Origin of the sequence: Microbacterium songi, assembly GCF_042747925.1 — a bacterium.
GTDB lineage: Bacteria > Actinomycetota > Actinomycetes > Actinomycetales > Microbacteriaceae > Microbacterium.
In genome coordinates this window covers 201,562-225,050 of record NZ_JBHZIE010000004.1, presented here as the reverse complement: position 1 = coordinate 225,050, position 23,489 = coordinate 201,562, and the positions used below count along the sequence as shown (strand labels likewise).

General features: G+C 65.2%; 18 protein-coding genes and 3 rRNA genes. 19 read left to right on the top strand and 2 right to left on the bottom strand.

Annotated elements, in window-relative coordinates; genetic code table 11:
* The first annotated feature begins 6 nt into the window (after positions 1–6).
* Entirely contained in the window at positions 7–672 is a 666-nt protein-coding gene (locus tag ACFM35_RS07515; protein WP_378840375.1) for a SatD family protein, read from the top strand.
* Between the two features lie 2 nt (positions 673–674).
* On the opposite strand, the gene ACFM35_RS07510 is transcribed toward ACFM35_RS07515, so the two are convergent.
* Positions 675–1,292, bottom strand: coding sequence for a hypothetical protein (locus ACFM35_RS07510; RefSeq protein WP_378840372.1), 618 nt, complete (start codon positions 1,290–1,292; stop codon positions 675–677).
* Positions 1,293–1,348: 56 nt separating this feature from the next.
* Between ACFM35_RS07510 and tyrS the strand changes: the two genes are divergently transcribed.
* Complete coding sequence (gene tyrS / locus ACFM35_RS07505) at positions 1,349–2,677, top strand: tyrosine--tRNA ligase (protein WP_378840369.1); 1,329 nt, start codon at positions 1,349–1,351, stop codon at positions 2,675–2,677.
* 2 nt (positions 2,678–2,679) lie between these two features.
* Entirely contained in the window at positions 2,680–3,543 is an 864-nt protein-coding gene (locus ACFM35_RS07500) for a DUF4184 family protein (protein WP_378840366.1), read from the top strand.
* A 44-nt stretch (positions 3,544–3,587) separates the two neighbouring features.
* Here ACFM35_RS07500 and ACFM35_RS07495 read toward each other — a convergent pair whose 3' ends face one another.
* The gene (locus ACFM35_RS07495) at positions 3,588–4,946 is read right to left on the bottom strand and encodes a CoA transferase (RefSeq protein ID WP_378840363.1); all 1,359 of its coding nucleotides are present in this window, start codon (positions 4,944–4,946) and stop codon (positions 3,588–3,590) included.
* Positions 4,947–5,670: 724 nt separating this feature from the next.
* On the opposite strand from ACFM35_RS07495, the gene ACFM35_RS07490 reads away from it, so the two are divergent.
* From ACFM35_RS07490 to ACFM35_RS07415, 16 genes are all read left to right on the top strand, one after another.
* Positions 5,671–7,192 (top strand): 16S ribosomal RNA (locus tag ACFM35_RS07490).
* Between the two features lie 421 nt (positions 7,193–7,613).
* A 23S ribosomal RNA gene (locus tag ACFM35_RS07485) occupies positions 7,614–10,717 on the top strand.
* Positions 10,718–10,830: 113 nt separating this feature from the next.
* A 5S ribosomal RNA gene (gene rrf, locus ACFM35_RS07480) occupies positions 10,831–10,947 on the top strand.
* The 16S, 23S and 5S rRNA genes sit together here, the layout of an rRNA operon.
* Positions 10,948–11,628: 681 nt before the next feature.
* The gene (locus ACFM35_RS07475) at positions 11,629–12,333 is read left to right on the top strand and encodes a hypothetical protein (protein ID WP_378840361.1); all 705 of its coding nucleotides are present in this window, start codon (positions 11,629–11,631) and stop codon (positions 12,331–12,333) included.
* Positions 12,333–13,370: an HAD-IIA family hydrolase gene (locus ACFM35_RS07470; protein WP_378840359.1), complete on the top strand. Its 1,038-nt coding sequence runs from the start codon at positions 12,333–12,335 to the stop codon at positions 13,368–13,370. Before ACFM35_RS07475 ends, ACFM35_RS07470 begins: the two co-directional genes overlap by 1 nt.
* 42 nt (positions 13,371–13,412) lie before the next feature.
* On the top strand, positions 13,413–13,562 hold the full coding sequence (locus ACFM35_RS07465) for a hypothetical protein (protein WP_378840357.1): 150 nt from the start codon (positions 13,413–13,415) through the stop codon (positions 13,560–13,562).
* A gap of 8 nt (positions 13,563–13,570) precedes the next feature.
* Complete coding sequence (locus ACFM35_RS07460) at positions 13,571–14,371, top strand: TlyA family RNA methyltransferase (protein WP_378840355.1); 801 nt, start codon at positions 13,571–13,573, stop codon at positions 14,369–14,371.
* Positions 14,368–15,324, top strand: coding sequence for an NAD kinase (locus ACFM35_RS07455; protein WP_378840352.1), 957 nt, complete (start codon positions 14,368–14,370; stop codon positions 15,322–15,324). The genes ACFM35_RS07460 and ACFM35_RS07455 overlap by 4 nt, the downstream gene beginning before the upstream one ends.
* A gap of 52 nt (positions 15,325–15,376) precedes the next feature.
* Positions 15,377–17,068, top strand: coding sequence for a DNA repair protein RecN (gene recN, locus ACFM35_RS07450; RefSeq protein WP_378840350.1), 1,692 nt, complete (start codon positions 15,377–15,379; stop codon positions 17,066–17,068).
* A 55-nt stretch (positions 17,069–17,123) separates the two neighbouring features.
* Positions 17,124–18,815 carry a CTP synthase gene (gene pyrG, locus ACFM35_RS07445; protein WP_378840348.1) on the top strand — a complete coding sequence of 564 codons (1,692 nt, stop codon included), beginning with the start codon at positions 17,124–17,126 and terminating at the stop codon, positions 18,813–18,815.
* 4 nt (positions 18,816–18,819) lie between these two features.
* On the top strand, positions 18,820–19,413 hold the full coding sequence (locus tag ACFM35_RS07440; protein ID WP_378840346.1) for an NUDIX domain-containing protein: 594 nt from the start codon (positions 18,820–18,822) through the stop codon (positions 19,411–19,413).
* Position 19,414: 1 nt separating this feature from the next.
* Complete coding sequence (xerD, locus tag ACFM35_RS07435; protein WP_378840344.1) at positions 19,415–20,326, top strand: site-specific tyrosine recombinase XerD; 912 nt, start codon at positions 19,415–19,417, stop codon at positions 20,324–20,326.
* A gap of 92 nt (positions 20,327–20,418) precedes the next feature.
* Complete coding sequence (locus tag ACFM35_RS07430) at positions 20,419–21,276, top strand: ParA family protein (RefSeq protein ID WP_378840341.1); 858 nt, start codon at positions 20,419–20,421, stop codon at positions 21,274–21,276.
* Complete coding sequence (locus tag ACFM35_RS07425; protein WP_378840338.1) at positions 21,260–22,078, top strand: segregation and condensation protein A; 819 nt, start codon at positions 21,260–21,262, stop codon at positions 22,076–22,078. The genes ACFM35_RS07430 and ACFM35_RS07425 overlap by 17 nt, the downstream gene beginning before the upstream one ends.
* On the top strand, positions 22,068–22,685 hold the full coding sequence (scpB, locus tag ACFM35_RS07420) for an SMC-Scp complex subunit ScpB (protein ID WP_378840337.1): 618 nt from the start codon (positions 22,068–22,070) through the stop codon (positions 22,683–22,685). The genes ACFM35_RS07425 and scpB overlap by 11 nt, the downstream gene beginning before the upstream one ends.
* Positions 22,682–23,488, top strand: a complete 807-nt coding sequence (locus ACFM35_RS07415; protein ID WP_378840335.1) for a pseudouridine synthase — start codon at positions 22,682–22,684, stop codon at positions 23,486–23,488. The genes scpB and ACFM35_RS07415 overlap by 4 nt, the downstream gene beginning before the upstream one ends.
* Position 23,489 lies beyond the last annotated feature (1 nt).

Sequence of the window (23,489 nt, the reverse complement as noted above, 5' to 3'; positions counted from 1 at the left end):
GATCAAATGGCGATAGCAGTCATTGCGGACATCATCGGATCTCGTCGGCTCCCGGATCGCGACGCCGCCCAACGCACGCTCGACGAAACCATCGCGGCTGTGGAACGGGGGCTCCCTGCTCCGGTTCGGGGTCTCCGTCCCACCTTCGCCGACGAGCTGCAAGGGGAGTTCTCGGCTCTGGCCGACGCGCTGGCGTTCCTGCTCATGCTGCAACTGGCTCTCCCCGACGACGTGCAATGCCGATTCGGCATCGGCATCGGTTCCGTGGGTCTCGTCCGCTCTGTCAGCGGGGACTTGCCGGAGGGACCGGCCTGGTGGGCGGCGCGGGAGGCGATCGACACCGTCCATGACAAGCAGCAGCGCCTCGTGCCGACCACGCGCACGTGGGTCGGAGTAGCCGCAGACGAGCCGGCCTCCACGCGGGAGACGGCCATGCTCGCGAACACGATGCTGCTCTCCCGCGACCAGCTCGTCGCGGCCATGAGCGAGCGCACCCGCCGGCTGACGTACGGCCGCTGCCGAGGGGAGACGCAGAGACAACTTGCGGAAGCCGAGGGCATCACGCAGTCCGCGGTGTCTCAGGCGCTCGCCGGCGCCGGGGCCGCCGCGGTGATCGAGGGTTTCCGTCTGCTCCGCCAGGACGCGTCTCCTGCTTCCGGCGGGGCGGCCTGACATCACCAGATGGCGAGGTGCACCAGACCGCCGACGACACTCGCCCACAGCAGGCTGGCCATGGTGCCGATGATGAACCGCTCGCGCGACTCCGCCGCCGCCAGCTCCGAGAATCGTCCGACCCCCTTCACCGCCACGATGATCGCGAGCGCTTCCGGAAAGCCCGCCACGATCGCCACGACGACAGCCGTCCGCTCCAGGTACCCGATCGTGGCCCCGCCCCGCATCACTTCGCGCACCTCGGGGTGAGAGCTGACCGATGCCTCGTTCGAGTCCTCCGTCGCCGACGCCGGTGCGCGCAGCAGGATTCCCCCCGCGGCTCCGTCGCGGACGGTCCCGTGGGTGGCGATCGTCAGCACCTGGCGGGTGACCGGGTCGCCGCCGAGGATGGCGAGGGAGGTCCCGAGAAGGGCGATGATCAGTCCGACGGCGACCGGAACGTTCACGGGGGTCACGGCGACGATGATGAGCGCCAGCACCACCAGCCCCGTAGCGGCGATCAGCAGAACACGCGAAGGACGGCGGAGACTGACGATCACCAGCGCGAGCGCAGCGCTGAGGGCGAGGAACAGGAACGTCGAGAGCAACGCCACGATCAGCGCATCGAAGGGGAGCATCATGCGCCCCAGTGTGCCACCGACGTCCGTCATCGGACGGCGGCGAACGGTCGCGTCGGATGTCCGCTGATACGCTGAAGCGCGTGTCTGCACCGTCCTTGCCCGCTGTCGAGCCCACGAACGATCCGACGTTCGACACCCTGTGGGATGAGCTCGAATGGCGCGGCCTCGTGCACGTGTCCACGGACCCGGCGGCTCTTCGTGAGCTGCTCGACGGCGATCCGATCACGTACTACTGCGGCTTCGACCCGACGGCGCCCAGCCTTCACCTGGGCAATCTCGTTCAGCTCCTTCTGATGCGCCGTCTCCAGCTGGCCGGCCACAAGCCGCTGGGGTTGGTCGGCGGCTCGACCGGGTTGATCGGCGATCCCAAGCCGACCTCTGAACGCACCCTGAACGATGCGGCGACCGTCGCCGAGTGGGTGGGATACCTTCAGCAACAGGTGGCGCGCTTCCTGAGTTTCGACGGCGAGAACGCGGCGCGGCTGGTCAACAATCTCGACTGGACGGCGCCGATGAGCGCCATCGACTTCCTGCGCGACATCGGCAAGCACTACCGCGTGGGCACGATGCTGAAGAAGGACGCGGTCAGCGCCCGCCTCAACTCCGACGAGGGCATCAGCTACACCGAGTTCAGCTACCAGATCCTGCAGGGACTCGACTTCCGAGAGCTGTACCTGCAGTACGGATGCGTCCTGCAGTCCGGGGGCAGCGACCAGTGGGGCAACCTCACGAGCGGCGTCGATCTGATCAAGCGCTCCGAGGGGGCCAGCGTCCACGCCATCGGCACGCCGCTGGTGACCAACTCCGACGGTCGCAAGTTCGGAAAAAGCGAAGGCAACGCCGTCTGGCTCGACCCCGAGCTCACCAGTCCCTACGCGATGTACCAGTTCTGGCTCAACACCGACGACGCCGACGTGGCCGACCGGTTGAAGGTGTTCACGTTCCTGTCCCGCGCCGAGATCGAGGAGATCGTCGCTGAGCACGAAGCGGCGCCGTTCCGGCGGAGCGGGCAGCGGGCGGTCGCCGTCCTGGTCACGGAGTTCGTGCACGGCTCGGATGCCACGGCCGCGGCGGTCGCGGCATCCGAAGCCCTCTTCGGCCAGGGTGACCTGACTGCTCTGGACGCGGACACCTTGAGGAGTGCGTTGTCCGAGCTCCCGCATGCGGGCGTCACGCGGACGACCTCGGTGACGCAGGCACTCGTGGAAACGGGCCTGTGCGCCAGTCTTTCGGAAGCGCGGCGCGCGATCGCCCAAGGCGGAGTATCGATCGACGGCGTCAAGGTCGTCGATGAGACGGCCGTCGTTCCGGGTTCGTTGCCGGGCGGGGTCTCGGTACTGCGGCGGGGGAAGAAGACGATGGCCGGGCTCTTCGTCTCGGGCTGACGATGCCCTTCACTCCCAGTCACGCGGTCGTCGCGCTGTTGTTCGTCCGCACGCCGCTGGTGCCGGCGGCGATCGCCGTGGGTGCCATGGCGCCGGACCTCCCGCTCTTCGTCCGGGGGACACCTGTCACCTACGGCGGCACGCACGACCTTGCGCAATTGCCGAGCACGATCCTCGTCGCACTCCTCCTGCTCCTCACCTGGCGGATGGTGCTCCGTCCCGCAGCGCGTGAACTCGCGCCGCGCATGCTCGCGGAGCGACTGCCGGTTCGATGGGACGGCGGTGCCGCCACCGGGTGGCGCGAGACCTTCGCGGTGGCGGGCTCACCTCGACGCGCATCGTTTGTCGGTGTCGTGCTTCTGGTGACGTCTCTCGCGCTCGGCATCCTCACCCACGTGGTGTGGGACCTGTTCACACACGAGGGACGGTGGGGCAGCGAGATGCTCCCCGTGCTGGACGAGGAGTGGGGACCCTTCACGGGGTACAAGTGGCTGCAGCACGGTTCGAGCGTGCTCGGACTCGTGATCCTCGCGGTGTGCGCGCTCATCTGGTGGCGGCGGGCGGATACGACCTCCGTGCCTCCGCGGAGGAACGCGGAGCGGGGGATCGTTGACCGAGCGCTGCCCGGGTGGACGCGCGGCGCATGGTGGGTGTCGTTGCCCGCGATCCTGGTGAGCGGGTGGATCTGGGGAATGGTGGCGTTCGGACCGTTCTCTGCGGAGTGGACGATTCCGCACCTGGCATACCGGGTGCTTCCTCCTGCGTGCGCCCTCTGGGGGTGTCTGACCATCGTCGTCTGCATCGCCGTGCAGGTCGCCCGCTCAGCCCGGCGTGGCGCATCGGCGACGGCGGTCGGGAACGAGTGACCGCGCTGAGACACAGCGGCCGACCGGTGATCGGGCCGAATCGGTCATCCTGTCTCGACCGGCCACTCCGGGGCATCGCATCCCCACGGCCGCGGCGCCGGGTAGTCCGAAGGCGCACCGGAGTAGGCGATCGCGGGACGCGTGGTGGTGACGAGGCCCGACGCGGTCGAGTACTCACGAAGATGACCACCGGTGTCGACGGTGGGCGCGACGGACCGGTCGCCACGGGGCATCCCCAGGAGTTCCGCCGCAATACGTCGCAATGATGTCCTCACCATCCAGGTGCCGCCGTCCCGCGATTGGCGGAAAAGGGCGTTCATCACAGCGGCGGCCAGCAGATAGCCCGCGCTGTGGTCCAGCGCCTGAACCGGAAGCGCACCGGGGGTCGAACCGTCGGGGGACTCGATCCAGGCGATCCCGCTCTCGGCCTGCACGAGACTGTCGAATCCCCGCCGAGACGCGGCGGCGGTGCCGAAGCCCCAGGCGGAGAGCTGCGCGATGACGAGCCCGGGATGGGTCGCGCCGAGGTGGCGCAGCGACAATGACGCCATTGCGGTGGACGAAGGGCGGTAGGCGCCGACCACGACGTCGGCAGCGGAGAGCAGCCGTTCGAACCGATCGACCTGCCGTCGGACGTCCATGACGGCGGACCGTTTGCCGTGCCCGGTATCGAGGTGCTGCCAGGGCAGCTCGGGCAGCCCCGGGGGATCGAGGCGCAGGACATCCGCTCCGAGATGGCTGAGCACCCGCGTCGCCACAGGCCCCGCGATCACTCTCGTCAGATCCAGAACACGGATGCCACGCAGGGGCGCCTCCGCCTCGGCGACCTGCCTGCGTCGAGCCGGCGCGCCTGCCCATCGCTCGACCGCCACGACGGGGTGCGCGCGCAGCAGCGCGTCGAGCGAAGGCTGCTCCCGTCGCACGACCACGCACAACCCACCGGCGGCCGTCGTCGCGTGGACGACCTCCCGTGAGGACAGTCGGAGGATCGCTGCACACGTCGCGTCCTTGTCGGCGTGCGGCGGCACGCCGAGCGCGTGGAGGAGTGCATCGGCGTGGTGAGGGTAGTTCGCGTGGGTCCGCACCCAGCCGTCCGACGATCGGAAGAAGCCTGAGAGCGGCGACCAGATCTGGGGCGGCGTCCCGTCGATGCGCAGGTGACGTTCGCTGGCGTAGGCGATTGCGATGCGCCCGCCGTCGAGTCGGACGCCCGCGGCGGGTGCCACCCACTCGGCTGCAGCCGATGAGGCCGCGGCCACGCTGGCATGGGCGAGCGCGGACGCCGCGGTCTGCGCAACGAGCGGTACATCGGCGCGCACATCGTCGGCTATGGCCGTCCAGTCCGCGCCGAGGTCGCTGCGCACACGTGCCCAGAGGTTCGCCGCTGTTGCGTGATCGCGCATGCACCGGACGATACGCGCCTCGCCGCCGGAACGCCGCAGGCGAGCACGTCGTGCGCCAGCGACCGGATCCCGCGGAATGACAGGGCCCGCCACCGCGACACGCCCGGGGTGCACGCAGGATTTGCCGACGCCTGAATCGGCACGTAACTTATTACTTGTTCGCCCCACAGGGAAGCGGAAAGGCCGAAAAGCCTCATCCCCCCTCAAGCGGAGAACCACCCCCCACACGAACACCCCTTGCGGGTTCGTCCTTCAGGACTAGAGTGGGGTTCTCACTCCTCATTGCAGTCGAAGAGTGCTGACCGGAGACGATAGACAGTCACGGACAGCCGATTTGACAAGCCGAGCGAGAGAGATAAGATAGACAGGTTGCTTCGCAGCATGGCCATTGAGTCATGTGGGCGGAGCCACAATGTCTGTCTTCGGGACACGCGGTCACAGCCGGCTTCGACATCACGTCGGAAAATGCTGATTTGACATGCGGGTCGCGATGAATAAGATAGAGAAGTTGCCCTGCAGGGGATGCCGAGAGGCTGAACGGCAGGAGCATCCGATCCTTGAGAACTCAACAGCGTGCACTTGTCAAATGCCAAAAAACCTCGCGGTCAGCTTAGCTGGCCGATGAGATTCTTTTGAGATTAAACGAGATGTCAGCAATGACATCCGATCGTCAGATCAAACTCGCTCGGCCAAACCCATTCCGGTCTGGTCGCAGCAAAATTCTTTCACGGAGAGTTTGATCCTGGCTCAGGATGAACGCTGGCGGCGTGCTTAACACATGCAAGTCGAACGGTGAAGAAGAGCTTGCTCTTCGGATCAGTGGCGAACGGGTGAGTAACACGTGAGTAATCTGCCCCTGACTCTGGGATAACAGTTGGAAACAGCTGCTAATACCGGATACGAGACGTGAAGGCATCTTCAACGTCTGGAAAGAACTTCGGTCAGGGATGAACTCGCGGCCTATCAGCTAGTTGGTGAGGTAATGGCTCACCAAGGCGTCGACGGGTAGCCGGCCTGAGAGGGTGACCGGCCACACTGGGACTGAGACACGGCCCAGACTCCTACGGGAGGCAGCAGTGGGGAATATTGCACAATGGGCGCAAGCCTGATGCAGCAACGCCGCGTGAGGGACGACGGCCTTCGGGTTGTAAACCTCTTTTAGCAAGGAAGAAGCGAAAGTGACGGTACTTGCAGAAAAAGCACCGGCTAACTACGTGCCAGCAGCCGCGGTAATACGTAGGGTGCAAGCGTTATCCGGAATTATTGGGCGTAAAGAGCTCGTAGGCGGTTTGTCGCGTCTGCTGTGAAATCTGGGGGCTCAACCCCCAGCCTGCAGTGGGTACGGGCAGACTAGAGTGCGGTAGGGGAGATTGGAATTCCTGGTGTAGCGGTGGAATGCGCAGATATCAGGAGGAACACCGATGGCGAAGGCAGATCTCTGGGCCGTAACTGACGCTGAGGAGCGAAAGGGTGGGGAGCAAACAGGCTTAGATACCCTGGTAGTCCACCCCGTAAACGTTGGGAACTAGTTGTGGGGACCATTCCACGGTGTCCGTGACGCAGCTAACGCATTAAGTTCCCCGCCTGGGGAGTACGGCCGCAAGGCTAAAACTCAAAGGAATTGACGGGGACCCGCACAAGCGGCGGAGCATGCGGATTAATTCGATGCAACGCGAAGAACCTTACCAAGACTTGACATATACGAGAACGGGCTAGAAATAGTCAACTCTTTGGACACTCGTAAACAGGTGGTGCATGGTTGTCGTCAGCTCGTGTCGTGAGATGTTGGGTTAAGTCCCGCAACGAGCGCAACCCTCGTTCTATGTTGCCAGCACGTAATGGTGGGAACTCATGGGATACTGCCGGGGTCAACTCGGAGGAAGGTGGGGATGACGTCAAATCATCATGCCCCTTATGTCTTGGGCTTCACGCATGCTACAATGGCCGGTACAAAGGGCTGCAATACCGCAAGGTGGAGCGAATCCCAAAAAGCCGGTCCCAGTTCGGATTGAGGTCTGCAACTCGACCTCATGAAGTCGGAGTCGCTAGTAATCGCAGATCAGCAACGCTGCGGTGAATACGTTCCCGGGTCTTGTACACACCGCCCGTCAAGTCATGAAAGTCGGTAACACCTGAAGCCGGTGGCCCAACCCTTGTGGAGGGAGCCGTCGAAGGTGGGATTGGTAATTAGGACTAAGTCGTAACAAGGTAGCCGTACCGGAAGGTGCGGCTGGATCACCTCCTTTCTAAGGAGCATCTGGCACTCTTCGGAGTGTCCAGGCGCCAGATTCGAGACACACGTTCTCGACTGGTAGCTCATGGGTGGAACATTAGACAAGGTGCCTTTCGGAAACCTCCGGACTCAGTACGCTGCTCGCAGCTGGAAAGGTCTTGAACGGATGGAAGGCACATGCACGCTGTTGGGTCCTGAGGGACCGGATGCGCTCGATCTTCGGATCTTGTGCAGACGATTACTCAGGACCTTTTCTGATGCCGGCGGAGCTGGCAGCGGAGAGGGTACCGCCCGTACTTTGAGAACTACACAGTGGACGCGAGCATCTTTGAGATGATCCTTCGGGGTCATTTCACATAGATGATCTATATAGATCATTAGTCAATTTCAATTCGGACTTTCGAGTCCGGCCGATTCTGACGAAACTCATGTGATTTCAAATCTTTAAGAGCAAACGGTGGATGCCTTGGCATCTGGAGCCGAAGAAGGACGTAGCAATCTGCGATAAGCCTCGGGGAGTGGATAAGCACACTTTGATCCGAGGGTGTCCGAATGGGGAAACCCCGCTGGGCGGCTTGCCGACCCAGTGACTCCCGCCTGAATATATAGGGCGGGTAGAGGGAACGTGGGGAAGTGAAACATCTCAGTACCCACAGGAAGAGAAAGCAACCGCGATTCCGTTAGTAGTGGCGAGCGAAACCGGAACAGGCTAAACCGAGTACGTGTGATATCCGGCAGGAGTTGCGTATTCGGGGTTGTGGGACTTTTCAGGCTGCTCTGCCGAGCAGCCGGCGTTACAAGAAGGTATAGACGAACGGCATTGAAAGGCCGGTCACAGAGGGTGCAAACCCCGTAGTCGAAATGCCTCTCTTGACGCGAAGAGTATCCCAAGTAGCACGGGGCCCGAGAAATCCCGTGTGAATCTGTCAGGACCACCTGATAAGCCTAAATACTCCCAGATGACCGATAGCGGACAAGTACCGTGAGGGAAAGGTGAAAAGTACCCCGGGAGGGGAGTGAAATAGTACCTGAAACCGTTTGCTTACAAACCGTTGGAGCCTCCTTAGTAGGGGTGACAGCGTGCCTTTTGAAGAATGAGCCTGCGAGTTAGCGATATGTGGCGAGGTTAACCCGAGTGGGGTAGCCGTAGCGAAAGCGAGTCTGAATAGGGCGATTCAGTCGCATGTCCTAGACCCGAAGCGAAGTGATCTATCCATGGCCAGGTTGAAGCGACGGTAAGACGTCGTGGAGGACCGAACCCACTTAGGTTGAAAACTGAGGGGATGAGCTGTGGATAGGGGTGAAAGGCCAATCAAACTTCGTGATAGCTGGTTCTCTCCGAAATGCATTTAGGTGCAGCGTTGCGTGTTTCTTGCCGGAGGTAGAGCTACTGGATGGCCGATGGGCCCCAAAAGGTTACTGACGTCAGCCAAACTCCGAATGCCGGTAAGTGAGAGCGCAGCAGTGAGACTGTGGGGGATAAGCTTCATAGTCGAGAGGGAAACAACCCAGACCACCAACTAAGGTCCCAAAGCGCGTGCTAAGTGGGAAAGGATGTGGAGTTGCTTAGACAACCAGGAGGTTGGCTTAGAAGCAGCCACCCTTGAAAGAGTGCGTAATAGCTCACTGGTCAAGTGATTCCGCGCCGACAATGTAACGGGGCTCAAGCACGCCACCGAAGTTGTGGCATTGATATTATTGGTAGGCCTTCGTGGTCCAGCCGTATTGATGGGTAGGAGAGCGTCGTGTGGCCAGCGAAGCGGCGGGGTGACCCAGCCGTGGAGGCTACACGAGTGAGAATGCAGGCATGAGTAGCGAAAGACGTGTGAGAAACACGTCCTCCGAAAGACCAAGGGTTCCAGGGTCAAGCTAATCTTCCCTGGGTAAGTCGGGACCTAAGGCGAGGCCGACAGGCGTAGTCGATGGACAACGGGTTGATATTCCCGTACCGGCGAAGAACCGCCCAAACCAATCCAGTAATGCTAAGTGTCTGAATCCCTTTGACGGATCCCTTCGGGGTGAAGCGTTGGGCCTAGCACACGACCCTATGCTGAGGCGGTTAGCGTATTAACAGGTGTGACGCAGGAAGGTAGCCCAAGCCAGGCGATGGTAGTCCTGGTGCAAGTGCGTAGGCCGAGTGATAGGCAAATCCGTCACTCATACAGGCTGAGACACGATGCGGATAAAAAGTGGGTGATCCTATGCTGCCAAGAAAAGCATCGACGCGAGGTTCAAGCCGCCCGTACCCCAAACCGACTCAGGTGGTCAGGTAGAGAATACCAAGGAGATCGAGAGAATCGTGGTTAAGGAACTCGGCAAAATGCCCCCGTAACTTCGGGAGAAGGGGGGCCTTCGACGTATTAGGACTTGCTCCGAAAGCGTTTGGAGGCCGCAGAGACTAGTGGGTAGCGACTGTTTACTAAAAACACAGGTCCGTGCCAAGTCGCAAGACGATGTATACGGACTGACGCCTGCCCGGTGCTGGAAGGTTAAGAGGACCGGTTAGCCGCAAGGCGAAGCTGAGAATTTAAGCCCCAGTAAACGGCGGTGGTAACTATAACCATCCTAAGGTAGCGAAATTCCTTGTCGGGTAAGTTCCGACCTGCACGAATGGCGTAACGACTTCCCAACTGTCTCAACCGCGAACTCGGCGAAATTGCATTACGAGTAAAGATGCTCGTTACGCGCAGCAGGACGGAAAGACCCCGTGACCTTTACTATAGTTTGGTATTGGTGTTCGGTGTGGCTTGTGTAGGATAGGTGGGAGACTTTGAAGCATGGACGCCAGTTCATGTGGAGTCAATGTTGAAATACCACTCTGGTCACTCTGGATATCTAACTTAGAACCGTAATCCGGTTCAGGGACAGTGCCTGATGGGTAGTTTAACTGGGGCGGTTGCCTCCCAAAAAGTAACGGAGGCGCCCAAAGGTTCCCTCAACCTGGTTGGTAATCAGGTGTCGAGTGTAAGTGCACAAGGGAGCTTGACTGTGAGACTGACAGGTCGAGCAGGGACGAAAGTCGGGACTAGTGATCCGGCAGTGGCTTGTGGAAGCGCTGTCGCTCAACGGATAAAAGGTACCTCGGGGATAACAGGCTGATCTTGCCCAAGAGTCCATATCGACGGCATGGTTTGGCACCTCGATGTCGGCTCGTCGCATCCTGGGGCTGGAGTAGGTCCCAAGGGTTGGGCTGTTCGCCCATTAAAGCGGTACGCGAGCTGGGTTTAGAACGTCGTGAGACAGTTCGGTCCCTATCCGCTGCGCGCGCAGGAAATTTGAGAGGATCTGACCCTAGTACGAGAGGACCGGGTTGGACGAACCTCTGGTGTGTCAGTTGTTCCGCCAGGAGCACCGCTGATTAGCTACGTTCGGGATGGATAACCGCTGAAAGCATCTAAGCGGGAAGCCGGCCTCAAGATGAGATTTCCATGCCTTCGGGCGAGAGGCTCCCAGCCAGACTACTGGGTTGATAGGCCAGATGTGGAAGCGTGGCAACACGTGCAGCTGACTGGTACTAATAAGCCGATGATTTGATAACACACCGTTTCTGGTGCTTGCGTCCACTGAGTGGTTCTCGATGTACGGTCGAGAACCGCATGTATCGCTGCTATTGCAGCACTCATGCTTTGAACGATGAAACATCAATAGTGTTTCGGCGGCCATAGCGAGAGGGAAACGCCCGGTCACATTCCGAACCCGGAAGCTAAGCCTCTCAGCGCCGATGGTACTGCAGGGGGGACCCTGTGGGAGAGTAGGACACCGCCGGACTTCTTTCGAGAAAGGGCCACCCAATGTTGGGTGGCCCTTTTGCGTTAACGCGACGATTTTCTGCGAAGGGAAACAGCCATGGCTGAAGACGACAGGCGCGACGATCGTCGCGGAGGGTCGCAGCCTCCTCGCGACCCGAAACGCAACGGCGCTGCAGGCAGCGGCCGGCCGCCTCGTGACGGGGAGCGGAAGTCGTATCCGCCTCGTGATGGGGAGCGGAAGTCGTATCCGCCTCGTGATGGGGAGCGGAAGTCGTATCCGCCTCGTGATGGGGAGCGGAAGTCGTATCCGCCTCGTGATGGGGAGCGGAAGTCGTATCCGCCTCGTGATGGGGAGCGGAAGTCGTATCCGCCTCGTGATGGGGAGCGGAAGTCGTATCCGCCTCGTGATGGGGAGCGGAAGTCGTATCCGCCTCGTGATGGGGAGCGGAAGTCGTATCCGCCTCGTGATGGGGAGCGGAAGTCGTACCCTCCTCGTGATGGGGAGCGCAGGTCGCACGCGCCGCGGGCGGGTCGCGAGCTGGAGGCACGCCCCGGTGACGAGCTGCGGCCGGTCCGTGCCCACCATGACGACCCCATCCTGCCGGATGACGTCACACCGCAGGACCTTCCAGCCAGTGCGCGTAACGAGCTCAAGACCCTGAGCAAGGAGAACGCCGAGGGTGTGGCGCGACACCTTGCGATGGCTTCCCGGCTGATCGAGGACGATCCCGAGCTGGCGCACCAGCACGCGGTATCTGCCTCACGCCGAGCGGGGCGCATCGCGCTGGTGCGCGAAACTCTCGCCATCACGGCCTACACGATCGGCGACTACGCCCTCGCTCTTCGCGAACTGCGCACGTACCGACGCATCTCCGGGAAAGACGACCAGATCGCGCTGATGGTGGACAGCGAGCGCGGGGTGGGCAGACCGGATCGCGGCCTGGAGCTCGGTCGTTCCGTCGATCGCTCCACGCTGAGCACCCCCGTACGTGTAGAGCTCGCGATCGCCATGTCGGGAGCACGCCTCGACCAGAGCGAGCCCGAACGAGCATTGACGGAGCTCGATATCCCCGAGCTCGACCCCGACCGCGCGTTCGAGTGGAGTCCCGCGCTGTTCGCCGCCCGGGCCACGGTGCTGGAGGAGCTCGGTCGCCACGACGAGGCCGCGCAATGGCGCCGTCGGGCGACGATTGCCGAGCAGGCCCTCGGGGTCGACGATGACGGCGGCAGCGAAGAGGTCGTCTTCGTGGATGAGGTCGACGAGATCATCCTCGACGATGACGATGACGATGACGATGACGATGAGTCCGCTGAGTCGGGGATGCCCCGCCGCGCTCCGGACGCGGAGATCGACCCGGAAGACCGCACCGAGCGGGCCGCTGCCTCTGATGATGAGCAGGTGTGATGGGCCTCTTCTCCAAAAGCGCCCCGGCGCGCACACCGCTTGACGGAGTCGACGTCGTGCTGGCAGATCTCGACGGCGTGGTGTACGCAGGGGCTGGAGCGCTGCCGCATGCGATCGAGAGTCTGAACGCCGCGGGCCGCACGCGGCGGTTGGGGTACATCACCAACAACGCGTCGCGCACCGATGCGTCCGTGGCGATGCACTTGCGAGAACTCGGCTTGCACACCGAGCCGGCGGACGTCGTGACGAGCCCGCAGGCTGCAGTGCGCCTGCTCGGCGATCGCGTGACGCCGGGGGCAACCGTTCTGGTCGTGGGCGGCGAGGGCCTCGTGGTCGAACTGCAGAAGGCGGGCTACGTCGTCACGCGCAGCGCCGATGACCGTCCCGCAGCCGTCCTCCAAGGCTTCGCGCCCGAGGTGGGCTGGTCGCAGCTCGCCGAGGCTGCCTATGCTCTGGCCCTTCCCGAGGAAGAGGGAGGCATCCCGTGGATCGCCACGAACACGGACTGGACGATCCCGCAGGCCCGCGGGATCGCGCCGGGAAACGGCACTCTGGTGTCGGCCGTGCACACAGCGGTCGGTCGTCTGGCAACCGTCGCGGGCAAGCCGGAGGCGGCGATCTTCCAGGAGGCCGTTGCACGGTTCGGTGCGCAGCATCCGCTTTTCCTCGGTGATCGTCTGGACACCGACATCATGGGAGCCGTGCGGGCCGGGCTCCCTTCGGCACTCGTGCTGACCGGCATCGACCGACCCAAGCATGTACTGGCGGCACCGCCAGACTCGCGACCGACGTACATTCTGGGCGATCTTCGCGAGCTGCATGAGCCCTACCCCGAGTCGACCGTTCACGGAGACACCACCACCGTCCGCGGCGCCGCGGTACGGATCGACGGACCCGACGTGCACATCGTGCGCGAAGGGGACCGCCCGATCGACCTCGTACGCGCGGGGGCGGCCGCCATCTGGGCCACCGGTCGCGGAATCTTCGGCTTCCGCGTGCCCGAGCGCTTGTATCGCGACACCTTCCACACGCGCTGAAGCGGCGGCCGGGTCAGCGACGGCGTCGCGTAGTCTGGCGTTATGACCGACGTCCCATCTTCTGAGAACGATCGGGAGCTGTTGAGCCGCCTGCGCGTGATCGAGGAGCAGCCGTTGGACACGCGCGCGGACGCGTACGCGGCACTGCACGACCAGCTGGTGACGCGCCTCGAGTCCGGCCCGCAGGGCTGATCCGCACGATGACCCAGCGACTGGACGCGGCCCTGGCCGCGCGGGGGTTGTCGCGCTCCCGCACCCACGCCGCGACCCTGATCGCCGCGGGTCTCGTGACCGTGGACGGCCGCGGGGTCGTGAAGGCTTCCACTCCCGTCGCCGACGACGCGGTTCTGGAAGTGGCCGGCGCCGATCACTACGTCAGCCGAGCGTCCCACAAGCTGATCGCCGGACTCGACGCGTTCGAAGTCGACGTCCGAGCACGTTGCGCTCTCGACATCGGCGCCTCCACCGGCGGCTTCACCCAGGTTCTGCGCGAACGGGGCGCCGCGCCCGTGATCGCCTTGGATGTCGGACATGGACAGCTCGCAGCATCCGTCGCCGCCGACTCCGGCGTGATCCCGATCGAGGGATTCAACGCGCGAGAGCTGAGTCCCGCCTCCCTTCGGGAGGCGAGCGGAGTCGATACGTCCCCGGACGTGGTGACGGGAGACCTGTCGTTCATTTCGCTCGCCCACGTTCTGGGGCCGATCCGTGCGACGGCGGCCCGAGATGCCGACATCGTCCTTCTCGTGAAACCGCAGTTCGAGGTCGGTCGTACGTCGGTCAAGGGCGGACTGGTGACGGATGCTGCACTCCGCGCCGACGCCGTCAGCGGCGTGCTGTGGTCGGCGTGGGACGTCGGGCTCGGAACCCTCGGTGTGATCGCGTCACCGATCGTGGGAACCCATGGCAATGCCGAGTTCCTGGCGCACTTCGCGTCGGACCGCGGGCGCAATCCGACAGAATGGCTGGATACCGTCAGCCAGTTGGCAGGAGAGCGATGAACGAGGAACGCAAGATCCTCGTGGTGGTGCACGCCCGCCGCGACGACACGGTCGATGCTGCGCAGCGCGTGTTCGACGAGCTGTCGGCCGCGGGTGCGCGCGCCGTCGTCACCCCCGACGACCGGGCGGGGCTCGCTGTGATGATGGGCGATCTCGACGGCGTCCTCACGCTGGGGGAGGACGTCGCGCTCGACGACATCGAGCTGGCCATCTCCCTGGGAGGAGATGGCACGATCCTGCGAGCGGCAGAGATCGTCCGCGACAGTACGGCGCCGGTGCTCGGCATCAATATGGGGCACGTCGGGTTTCTGGCCGAGATCGAGCGCGACGACATGGTCGACGCCGTGCGGCATGTCATCGCCCGCGACTACCGCGTCGAGGAGCGGCTCGCGCTGCAGGTCCGCGTGAAGGACTCCGCCGACGCGGTGATCTATGAGACCTGGGCGCTGAACGAGGCGACGGTCGAGAAAGCGAGCCGCGAGCGGATGCTCGAAGTCGTCATGGAAGTCGACGGACGTCCCCTGTCGAGCTTCGGCTGCGACGGCGTCGTCGTATCGACTCCCACCGGGTCGACGGCCTACAACTTCTCCGCGGGGGGACCGGTGATCTGGCCGACCGTCGAGGCCATCGCCGTGGTCCCGCTCTCCGCCCACGCCCTCTTCGCACGCCCACTGGTGGTCGGACCAGAAGCCGCGGTGGCGATCGAAGTGCTCGAGCGCACGGACGGTGTCGGTATTCTCTGGTGCGACGGGCGTCGCTCGCACGAGCTGCCGCCCGGCGCGCGTGTCGTCGTCCGTCGCTCCGACCGCCCCGTACGCCTTGCACGGCTCCACCCCGCTGCGTTCACCGACCGACTCGTCCGCAAGTTCCAGCTGCCCGTCGTGGGGTGGCGGGGCCCCGCGGCACTCGACGCCGCGGTGACGGGCGCCGTCGTCCGTCCGGTCCGGCCGTGAACGTGTCGGACGGCGACGCCCTTCTCCGCCACGACATTCACGGTAACCGCCCGTGATCGAGGAAGTGCGACTGCGCGATCTCGGAGTGATCGCCGAAGCCACCCTGCCCATCGGGCCCGGCTTCACCGCGATCACGGGCGAGACCGGTGCCGGCAAGACGATGGTCGTGACCGGCCTCGGTCTGCTTCTCGGCCAGCGGGCGGACTCCGGAGCGGTTCGCGCCGGCGCGGCGCAGGCCGCCGTCGACGGCGTGTGGATCGTGCCCGCCACGGGCGCGGTCGCCGACCGCGTGCACGAGGCCGGCGGGGAACTCGAGCCGATCGATCAGGGGCGGGCCGAACTGCTCGTCGGGCGGACGATCTCCAGCGAGGGGCGGAGCAGAGCCACCGTCGGCGGTCGAGCCGCACCGGCCGGGGTGCTGGCCGAGCTCGCAGACGCGCTCGTGGTGGTGCACGGGCAGTCGGATCAGCTCAGACTGCGCACGAGTGCGGCGCAACGGGATGCGCTCGATCGATTCGGTGGTGCGCCCGTGGCTGGGGCTCTCGCACGCTATCGCGCTCACTTCGCCGAGTGGCGGCGGATCGACGGCGAGCTCGCGAGTCTTATGGGCGACCGGGACGCGCGTGCGCAGCGGGCCGAACGACTGCGGGCGACGCTCGCCGAGATCGAAGCGATCGATCCTCAGCCCGGCGAAGACGTCGAACTCGCCCACCGAGCGGAACGGCTCGCGAACGCAGAAGAGCTTCGCGTCGCCGCCCTCCTCGCGCACGATGCTCTCTCGGGCGACGGCGACGCGCCCGATGTCGGCATCCTGTTGGCCGACGTGCGACGCACGCTGGAGCGCGCCGCCGGGAAGGATCCGACGCTCGACGACATGGCTGCGACCGCGGCGGACCTCGGGTACCGCGCTGTGGATCTCGCCACCGCGCTGGCCGGCTACCTCGCGGACCTCGACGAGGCGGGTCCCCACGAACTGGCCACGGTGGAGGAACGACGAGCGGCGGTGACCGCGCTCGTGCGGGCACACGGCAGCCTCGAGGACGCGCTCGAGATCTGGCGGACCGGATCGGAGACCCTCGCCGAGCTGGATGACGACGGCGATCGCGTGCAGAGACTCGCGGGCGAACGGGATGCCGCGGCATCCACTCTCGACGAATCCGCCGCCGCCCTCACCCGCGCCCGCACAGAGGCGGCCGGTCGACTCGCGTCGGCGGTCACAGACGAACTGCACGCCCTCGCCATGCCGGACGCGCGCCTGTCGGTGGCCGTGACGGAGGGCGCCGAGACGGCCGCGGGTCGCGACGATGTGGCTGTCCTGCTCGCGCCGCACCCCGGTGCGGAGCCGCGGGCGGTGTCGCGCGGTGCATCGGGCGGTGAACTGAGCCGAGTGATGCTCGCCATCGAAGTCGTCATCGCCGCCACCGACCCGGTGCCCACCTTCGTGTTCGACGAGGTCGACGCGGGTATCGGCGGTGCCGCGGCGATCGAGGTCGGCCGCCGTTTGGCGCGTCTGGCCGAGAGCTCCCAGGTCATCGCCGTGACCCACCTGGCCCAAGTGGCGGCGTTCGCGAGCAACCACCTCACCGTGGTGAAAGCCCACGACGGCTCGGTGACGGCATCGAGCGTGCGACGGTTGGAGGGGACCGATCGCGAGGCCGAGATGGCCCGTCTTCTGTCCGGCCTCGCCGATTCCGACGCGGCCCGCACTCACGCGCGCGAGCTCCTGGAACTTGCCCGTGGCTGAGCGCGCTCGGGTGCTGCTCAGCCGCCTCCTCTCAAGACTGTTAGGGTAGAAGCCCGTGGCGGATACTTCAGACTCGGGACCTCAGAACGACATCACCAGGCACATTTTCGTGACGGGCGGTGTCGTTTCCTCGTTGGGGAAGGGTCTGACCGCTGCGAGCCTGGGCAACCTCCTCACGGCGCGCGGGCTTCGGGTCGTCATGCAGAAACTCGACCCGTATCTGAATGTGGATCCGGGCACGATGAACCCCTTCCAGCACGGTGAGGTGTTCGTCACGGACGACGGCGCAGAGACAGACCTCGACATCGGGCACTACGAGCGGTTCCTGGACATCGAGCTCAGCCAGGCGGCCAACGTCACCACCGGCCAGATCTACTCGCAGGTGATTGCGAAGGAACGCCGGGGCGAGTACCTCGGTGACACGGTGCAGGTCATCCCGCACATCACCGACGAGATCAAGCGGCGGATGCGTCTGCAGGCCAGCGAAGAACCGCGCCCCGACGTGATCATCACCGAGATCGGCGGCACGGTCGGTGACATCGAATCGCAGCCCTTCATCGAGTCGGCCCGTCAGATCAGGCACGAGCTCGGCCGGCAGAACGTCTTCTTCGTCCACGTCTCGCTCGTGCCGTTCATGGGCGCGTCCGGCGAACAGAAGACCAAGCCGACGCAGCATTCCGTGGCGACGCTGCGCTCGATCGGCATCCAGCCCGACGCGCTCGTGCTGCGCAGCGACCGGCCGGTGACCGAGTCGAACAAGCGCAAGATCGCCCTGATGTGCGACGTGGATGAGAGCGCCGTCGTCAACGCCGTCGACGTGCCCAGCATCTACGACATCCCCACCATGCTGAATGAGCAGGGTCTCGACGAGTACATCGTGCGCACTCTCGGTCTCGGAAAGGCGGCCGAGGTCGACTGGACGCGCTGGGACAAGGTGCTGCAGGCGGTGCACAACCCGAAGCACGACGTGACGATCGGGCTCGTCGGTAAGTACATCGATCTGCCCGATGCCTACCTGAGTGTGACCGAGGCGCTGAAGGCCGGCGGTTTCGCGCAGGAGACCCATGTCACGATCCGGTGGGTGCCCTCCGACCAATGCGAGACGCCCGAGGGCGCGGCCCGCGCGCTGGGCGAACTCGACGGGATCGTCGTGCCCGGCGGGTTCGGGATCCGTGGCATCGAAGGAAAGCTGGGCGCTCTGCGCTTCGCCCGCGAACAGGGCATACCGACCCTCGGCCTGTGCCTCGGCCTGCAGTGCATGGTCGTCGAGTACGCCCGCACGATGGCCGGACTCGAGGGTGCCTCGTCGAGCGAATTCGACCCCGATACCGAATTCCCCGTGATCGCAACCATGGCCGAGCAGGTCGAGATCATCGCCGGCGGGGACCTCGGCGGGACGATGCGACTGGGGATGTACCCTGCCGACCTCGCCGAAGGCTCGCTCGCCGCCGAAGTCTACGGCGCCACAAGGATCGATGAGCGCCACCGGCACCGTTACGAGGTCAACAACCACTACCGTCAGCAGCTCACCGACGCGGGTCTGGTCTTCTCGGGCCTCTCACCCGACCGCAACCTGGTCGAGTTCGTCGAGTTGCCGCGCAACGTGCACCCGTATTACATCGCCACCCAGGCCCACCCCGAGCTGCGCTCGCGGCCGACCGATCCTCATCCGTTGTTCCGTGGGCTGGTGGCCGCCGCACTCGAACGCCATCGTGCGAGCGAGCTCTTCGACGACGAGGGGGAGTGACCCGATGACGGATGCCGCGTCCCTCCACGACGAGGACGTCGACGTCGACGTCGTCACGAGCGACCTCGTCTACGAGGGCAAGGTGTGGGACGTCCGTTCCGACACATTCCGTTACGGCGATGAGCAGATCGTCCGCCAGTACGTCGACCACACCGGTGCCGCGGCGATCGTCGCTCTGGATGAGCACGAGCGCGTGCTGCTGATCCAGCAGTACCGGCATCCGATCGGTCAACGGGACTGGGAGATTCCGGCGGGGCTGCTCGACGTCGAGGGCGAGGCTCCCCTCGATTCCGCTCGCCGAGAACTGGCCGAGGAGGCCGACCTCGTGGCCGACGAGTGGGAGTCGCTGGTCAGCATCTACTCGACTCCCGGGGGTAACAACGAGATCATCCACGTGTTCCTCGCCAGGGGTCTTCGCGCCGCGGCCGTCGCGCATCCTCGCGCCGACGAGGAAGCCGACATCCGCCTGGAGTGGGTGCCCCTGACGGATGCCGTGACCGCGGTGCTCGAGGGACGGATGCGCAACGGCATCCTCGCAACGGGTGTCCTTGCGACCACCGAGCTGCTGCGCCGTCGGGCGACCGCTCCGACGGAGTGAGATGCGTGTCGATCGGGCGGTGGACTCCTACCTCCGCCACGTCTCGATCGAGCGGGGCCTGTCGGACCACACCGTGGCGGCATACCGACGCGACCTCGCGGGCTATGCGGAGTGGCTGGCCTCCCGCGGCCTGAGGGACACCGACGAGGTCACCGCTGATCTCGTCGGCGAATTCGCCGCGGAGCGTGCGGCGACGCAGCCGCCACCCGCGGCGTCCAGTCTCGCTCGCCTGCAGTCCTCCGTGCGCGGCCTGCACCGCCACCTCGCGCGGGAGGGGCTGGCCGTCGACGATCCCACCGGCAGGCTTCGCCCTCCGAAGGCGCCCCGCCGGCTGCCGAAGGCTCTCACGATCGAGCAGGTGGAGCGTCTGCTCGCTGCGGCCGGGGGCGAGGGGCCCGGTGACCTGATCGGTCTCCGGGATCGCGCGCTGCTGGAGCTGCTCTACGCCACCGGCGCGCGAGTGTCGGAGGTGGTGCAGCTCGCGGTCGACGACCTCGCTCACGGGGACGTGCTGCGCGTGCGCGGGAAGGGATCGAAGGAGCGGATCGTCCCGATCGGATCGTACGCACGGACTGCCGTCGACGCCTACCTCACCCGCGCCCGGCCGGAGCTCTCGCGTCGCGGGAAGGCGAGCTCAGCCCTGTTCCTGGGTGCTCGGGGCGCGCCGCTGTCGCGCCAGAGCGCGTGGCTGATCATCGGTGAAGCGGCGGAGCGGGCCGAGCTGACCTCGCACGTCTCGCCGCACACGCTGAGGCACTCGTTCGCCACCCATCTGCTGCAGGGCGGTGCGGACGTACGTGTCGTGCAGGAGCTGCTCGGCCACGCATCCGTGGCGACCACGCAGATCTACACCCACGTCAGCGTCGACGCCCTGCGGGACGTCTACGCGACCGCTCACCCGCGCGCCCGCTAGCTCGCTCATGCGGCGCTGAGCGGGTGACTAGAATCGGGGGACGGAAGACGAAGTCAGGAGAGTCGGTGGCGGGTAGCAAGCGAGGTTCGACGGTGGCCTCAGAGAGTGACACCCCGATCGGACCGACCGGCCGTCCGTATCACGGCTTCGCGACCCCGCCCACGCTCGACGGGCACGGTCCGGCACGCATCATCGCGCTGTGCAACCAGAAGGGCGGGGTCGGAAAGACGACCACGACGATCAATCTGGCCGCATCGCTCGCCTACTACGGCCGCCGGGTGCTGGCAGTCGATTTCGACCCGCAGGGCGCGCTGTCGGCAGGTCTGCGCATCGCGAGCCACGACGTCCCGACGATCTACGACCTGCTGCTGGACACCAAGCGCGATGCCCGGGACGTCATCCAATCCAGCAGGGTCGAGAACCTCGACGTCCTCCCTGCGAACATCGACCTGTCGGCAGCTGAAGTGCACCTCGTCAACGAAGTCGCGCGTGAGACGATCCTCTCCCGTGTCCTGCGCCAGGTCGCGGCGGAGTACGACGTCATCCTGATCGACTGCCAACCGTCACTGGGTCTCCTGACCGTGAACGCCCTGACGGCGAGCCACGGCGTGCTGATCCCTCTGGAGTGCGAGTTCTTCGCATTGCGCGGCGTCGCGCTGCTGATCGAGACGATCGAGAAGGTGCGCGATCGACTGAACCCCTCGATCCAGCTCGATGGACTCCTGGCGACCATGTACGACTCCCGCACACTTCACTCGCGCGAGGTTCTGGAGCGGGTCGTCGACACGTTCGGCGAGGACGTCCTCGAGACCGTCATCGGACGCACCGTGAAGTTCCCGGATGCCTCGGTCTCAGGTGTCCCCATCATCGATTTCGCCCCCGAGCACCCGGCGGCTCAGGCCTACCTGCGCCTCGCGCGGGAGCTGGTCGCCCGTGGCGCCGTCGCCTGACCCGACCCCGCACGACGAGGGCGACGGCTTCCGCGTCTCACTCGACCTGTTCGACGGACCATTTGATCTCCTGCTCTCGCTGATCTCCTCGCGTGAACTGGACATCACCGAGATCGCCCTCAGTCGCGTGACCGACGAGTTCATCTCCTATCTCCGGGGCCTCGACACGGAGAAGGAGCTGGACGCGGCATCCGAGTTCCTCGTCGTCGCGGCCACCCTGCTCGACATGAAAGTCGCGGGGTTGCTTCCCCAAGGGGAACTCATCGACGCCGAGTCCGTCGCTCTGCTGGAAGCGCGGGACCTGCTGTTCGCCCGCCTCCTGCAGTATCGGGCATTCAAGCAGGTGTCGACGTGGTTCGCCGCGAGGCTGCAGGCGGAGGACCGCCGTCACGTCCGCGCCGTCCGGCTGGACGAGAAGTACCGGCGAGCGACGCCTGAACTCGTCTGGACCCTCACGACCGAGGATTTCGCCGCGCTCGCCCTGCTGGCGATGACTCCGCGAGAGATCCCGCACGTCGGGCTCGATCACCTGCACGCGCCGCTGGTGAGCATCCGGGAGCAGGCGGCGATCGTGGTGACCCTGCTGCGGAGCGCCGGAACGCTCTCTTTCCGCGAGATCGTCGCCGGCGTGGCACAGCCTGGGATCTTCGTCGCCCGGTTCCTGTCGGTACTGGAGCTGTACCGGCATTCCGCCCTGTCGTTCGAGCAGGTCGAGCCTCTGGGCGAACTGACATTGCGATGGACCGCCGAGCGGTGGTCGGAAGAGAATCTCGCGACCCTGGGGGCCGACTATGACCGATGACACGTTGCGCCCGGCCACGGAAGAGGCCGAGACCCCGCCGAGACCTCAGGATCCCGTGTCGGTGTCCCGGCGACTGGAGGCGCTCCTGCTCGTGATCGAGGAGCCGCAGAGCCTGGTGAGTCTCGCCGCCGCCGCCGGCGCGCCCGTGGCCGCCGTGCGTCAGGCCGTCGAGGGACTCGTCGACGACTACGACGGCAGGACGGGCGGTCCGCGTCGCGGCTTCGAGCTGCGTGAGGTGGGCGGCGGATGGCGTCTCTATGTCCGCGAGGAGCATGACGACGTGATCACCGAGTTCGTCAACGCACAGGCGCCCTCGAGATTGTCGCAAGCAGCTCTCGAGACGCTGGCGGTGATCGCCTACAAGCAGCCCGTCACGCGAGGGCAGGTGGCATCCATCCGTGCCGTCAACGTCGATTCGGTCGTCCGCACGCTCCTCGCGCGCGGGCTGATCACCGAGATGTTCGCGGATGCCGAGACCGGCGCCATCCACTACGGAACGACCGACACGCTTCTGGTGAACCTGGGGATCAATTCGCTCGACGAGCTGCCGCACATCTCCCCGCTGCTGGACGACGGCGCGGACGGATTCGAGGAGGGGACGCGATGAGCGATCTCGATGACCCGAGCGCCGACGAGCGGTCGACGGAAGGGGTGCGACTGCAGAAGGTGCTCGCCCATGCCGGAGTGGCTTCGCGCCGGGTGGCCGAAGACATGATTGCCTCCGGACGCGTTCGGGTGAACGGGGTGGTCGTGACGGAGCTGGGGAATCGCATCGACCCGGAGACCGACCTGGTGGATGTCGACGGCACCGCGATCCAGCTCGATCAATCCAAGCGCTACGTCGTCCTCAACAAGCCGACCGGGGTCGTGAGCTCGATGCGGGATGATCGTGGACGGCCGGATCTCCGACGCTTCACCGACGAGTACCCGGAGCGCCTCTACAACGTGGGACGTCTGGACGCCGAGACCAGCGGTCTGCTCGTGCTCACGAACGACGGTGAACTGGCGCATGTCCTCGCGCACCCGTCGTTCGGCGTCACGAAGGTCTACATCGCGAAGGTCGAGGGCGTGGTCACTCCGCAGACGATCGCACGGCTCACGCGCGGTCTCGACCTCGAGGACGGACCGATCGCCGCAGACAAGGCTCGCTTGCTGTCCTCGTCCCGCGAGAGCGCCGAATCGCTCGTCGAGCTCACACTGCACTCGGGGAAGAACCGCATCGTGCGACGGATGATGGCGGCCGTCGGACACCCGGTGCGAGAGCTCGTGCGCCGCCAGTTCGGCCCGCTGCACCTGGGAACCCTCCCAGTGGGGCAGGCCCGGGAGCTGACTAAAGTGGAGCGGGGCGCGCTGCTGACACTCGCGCGCCGCGACGGCGCGACCGGAAAGACGCAGCAGGAGAACGAGTGAG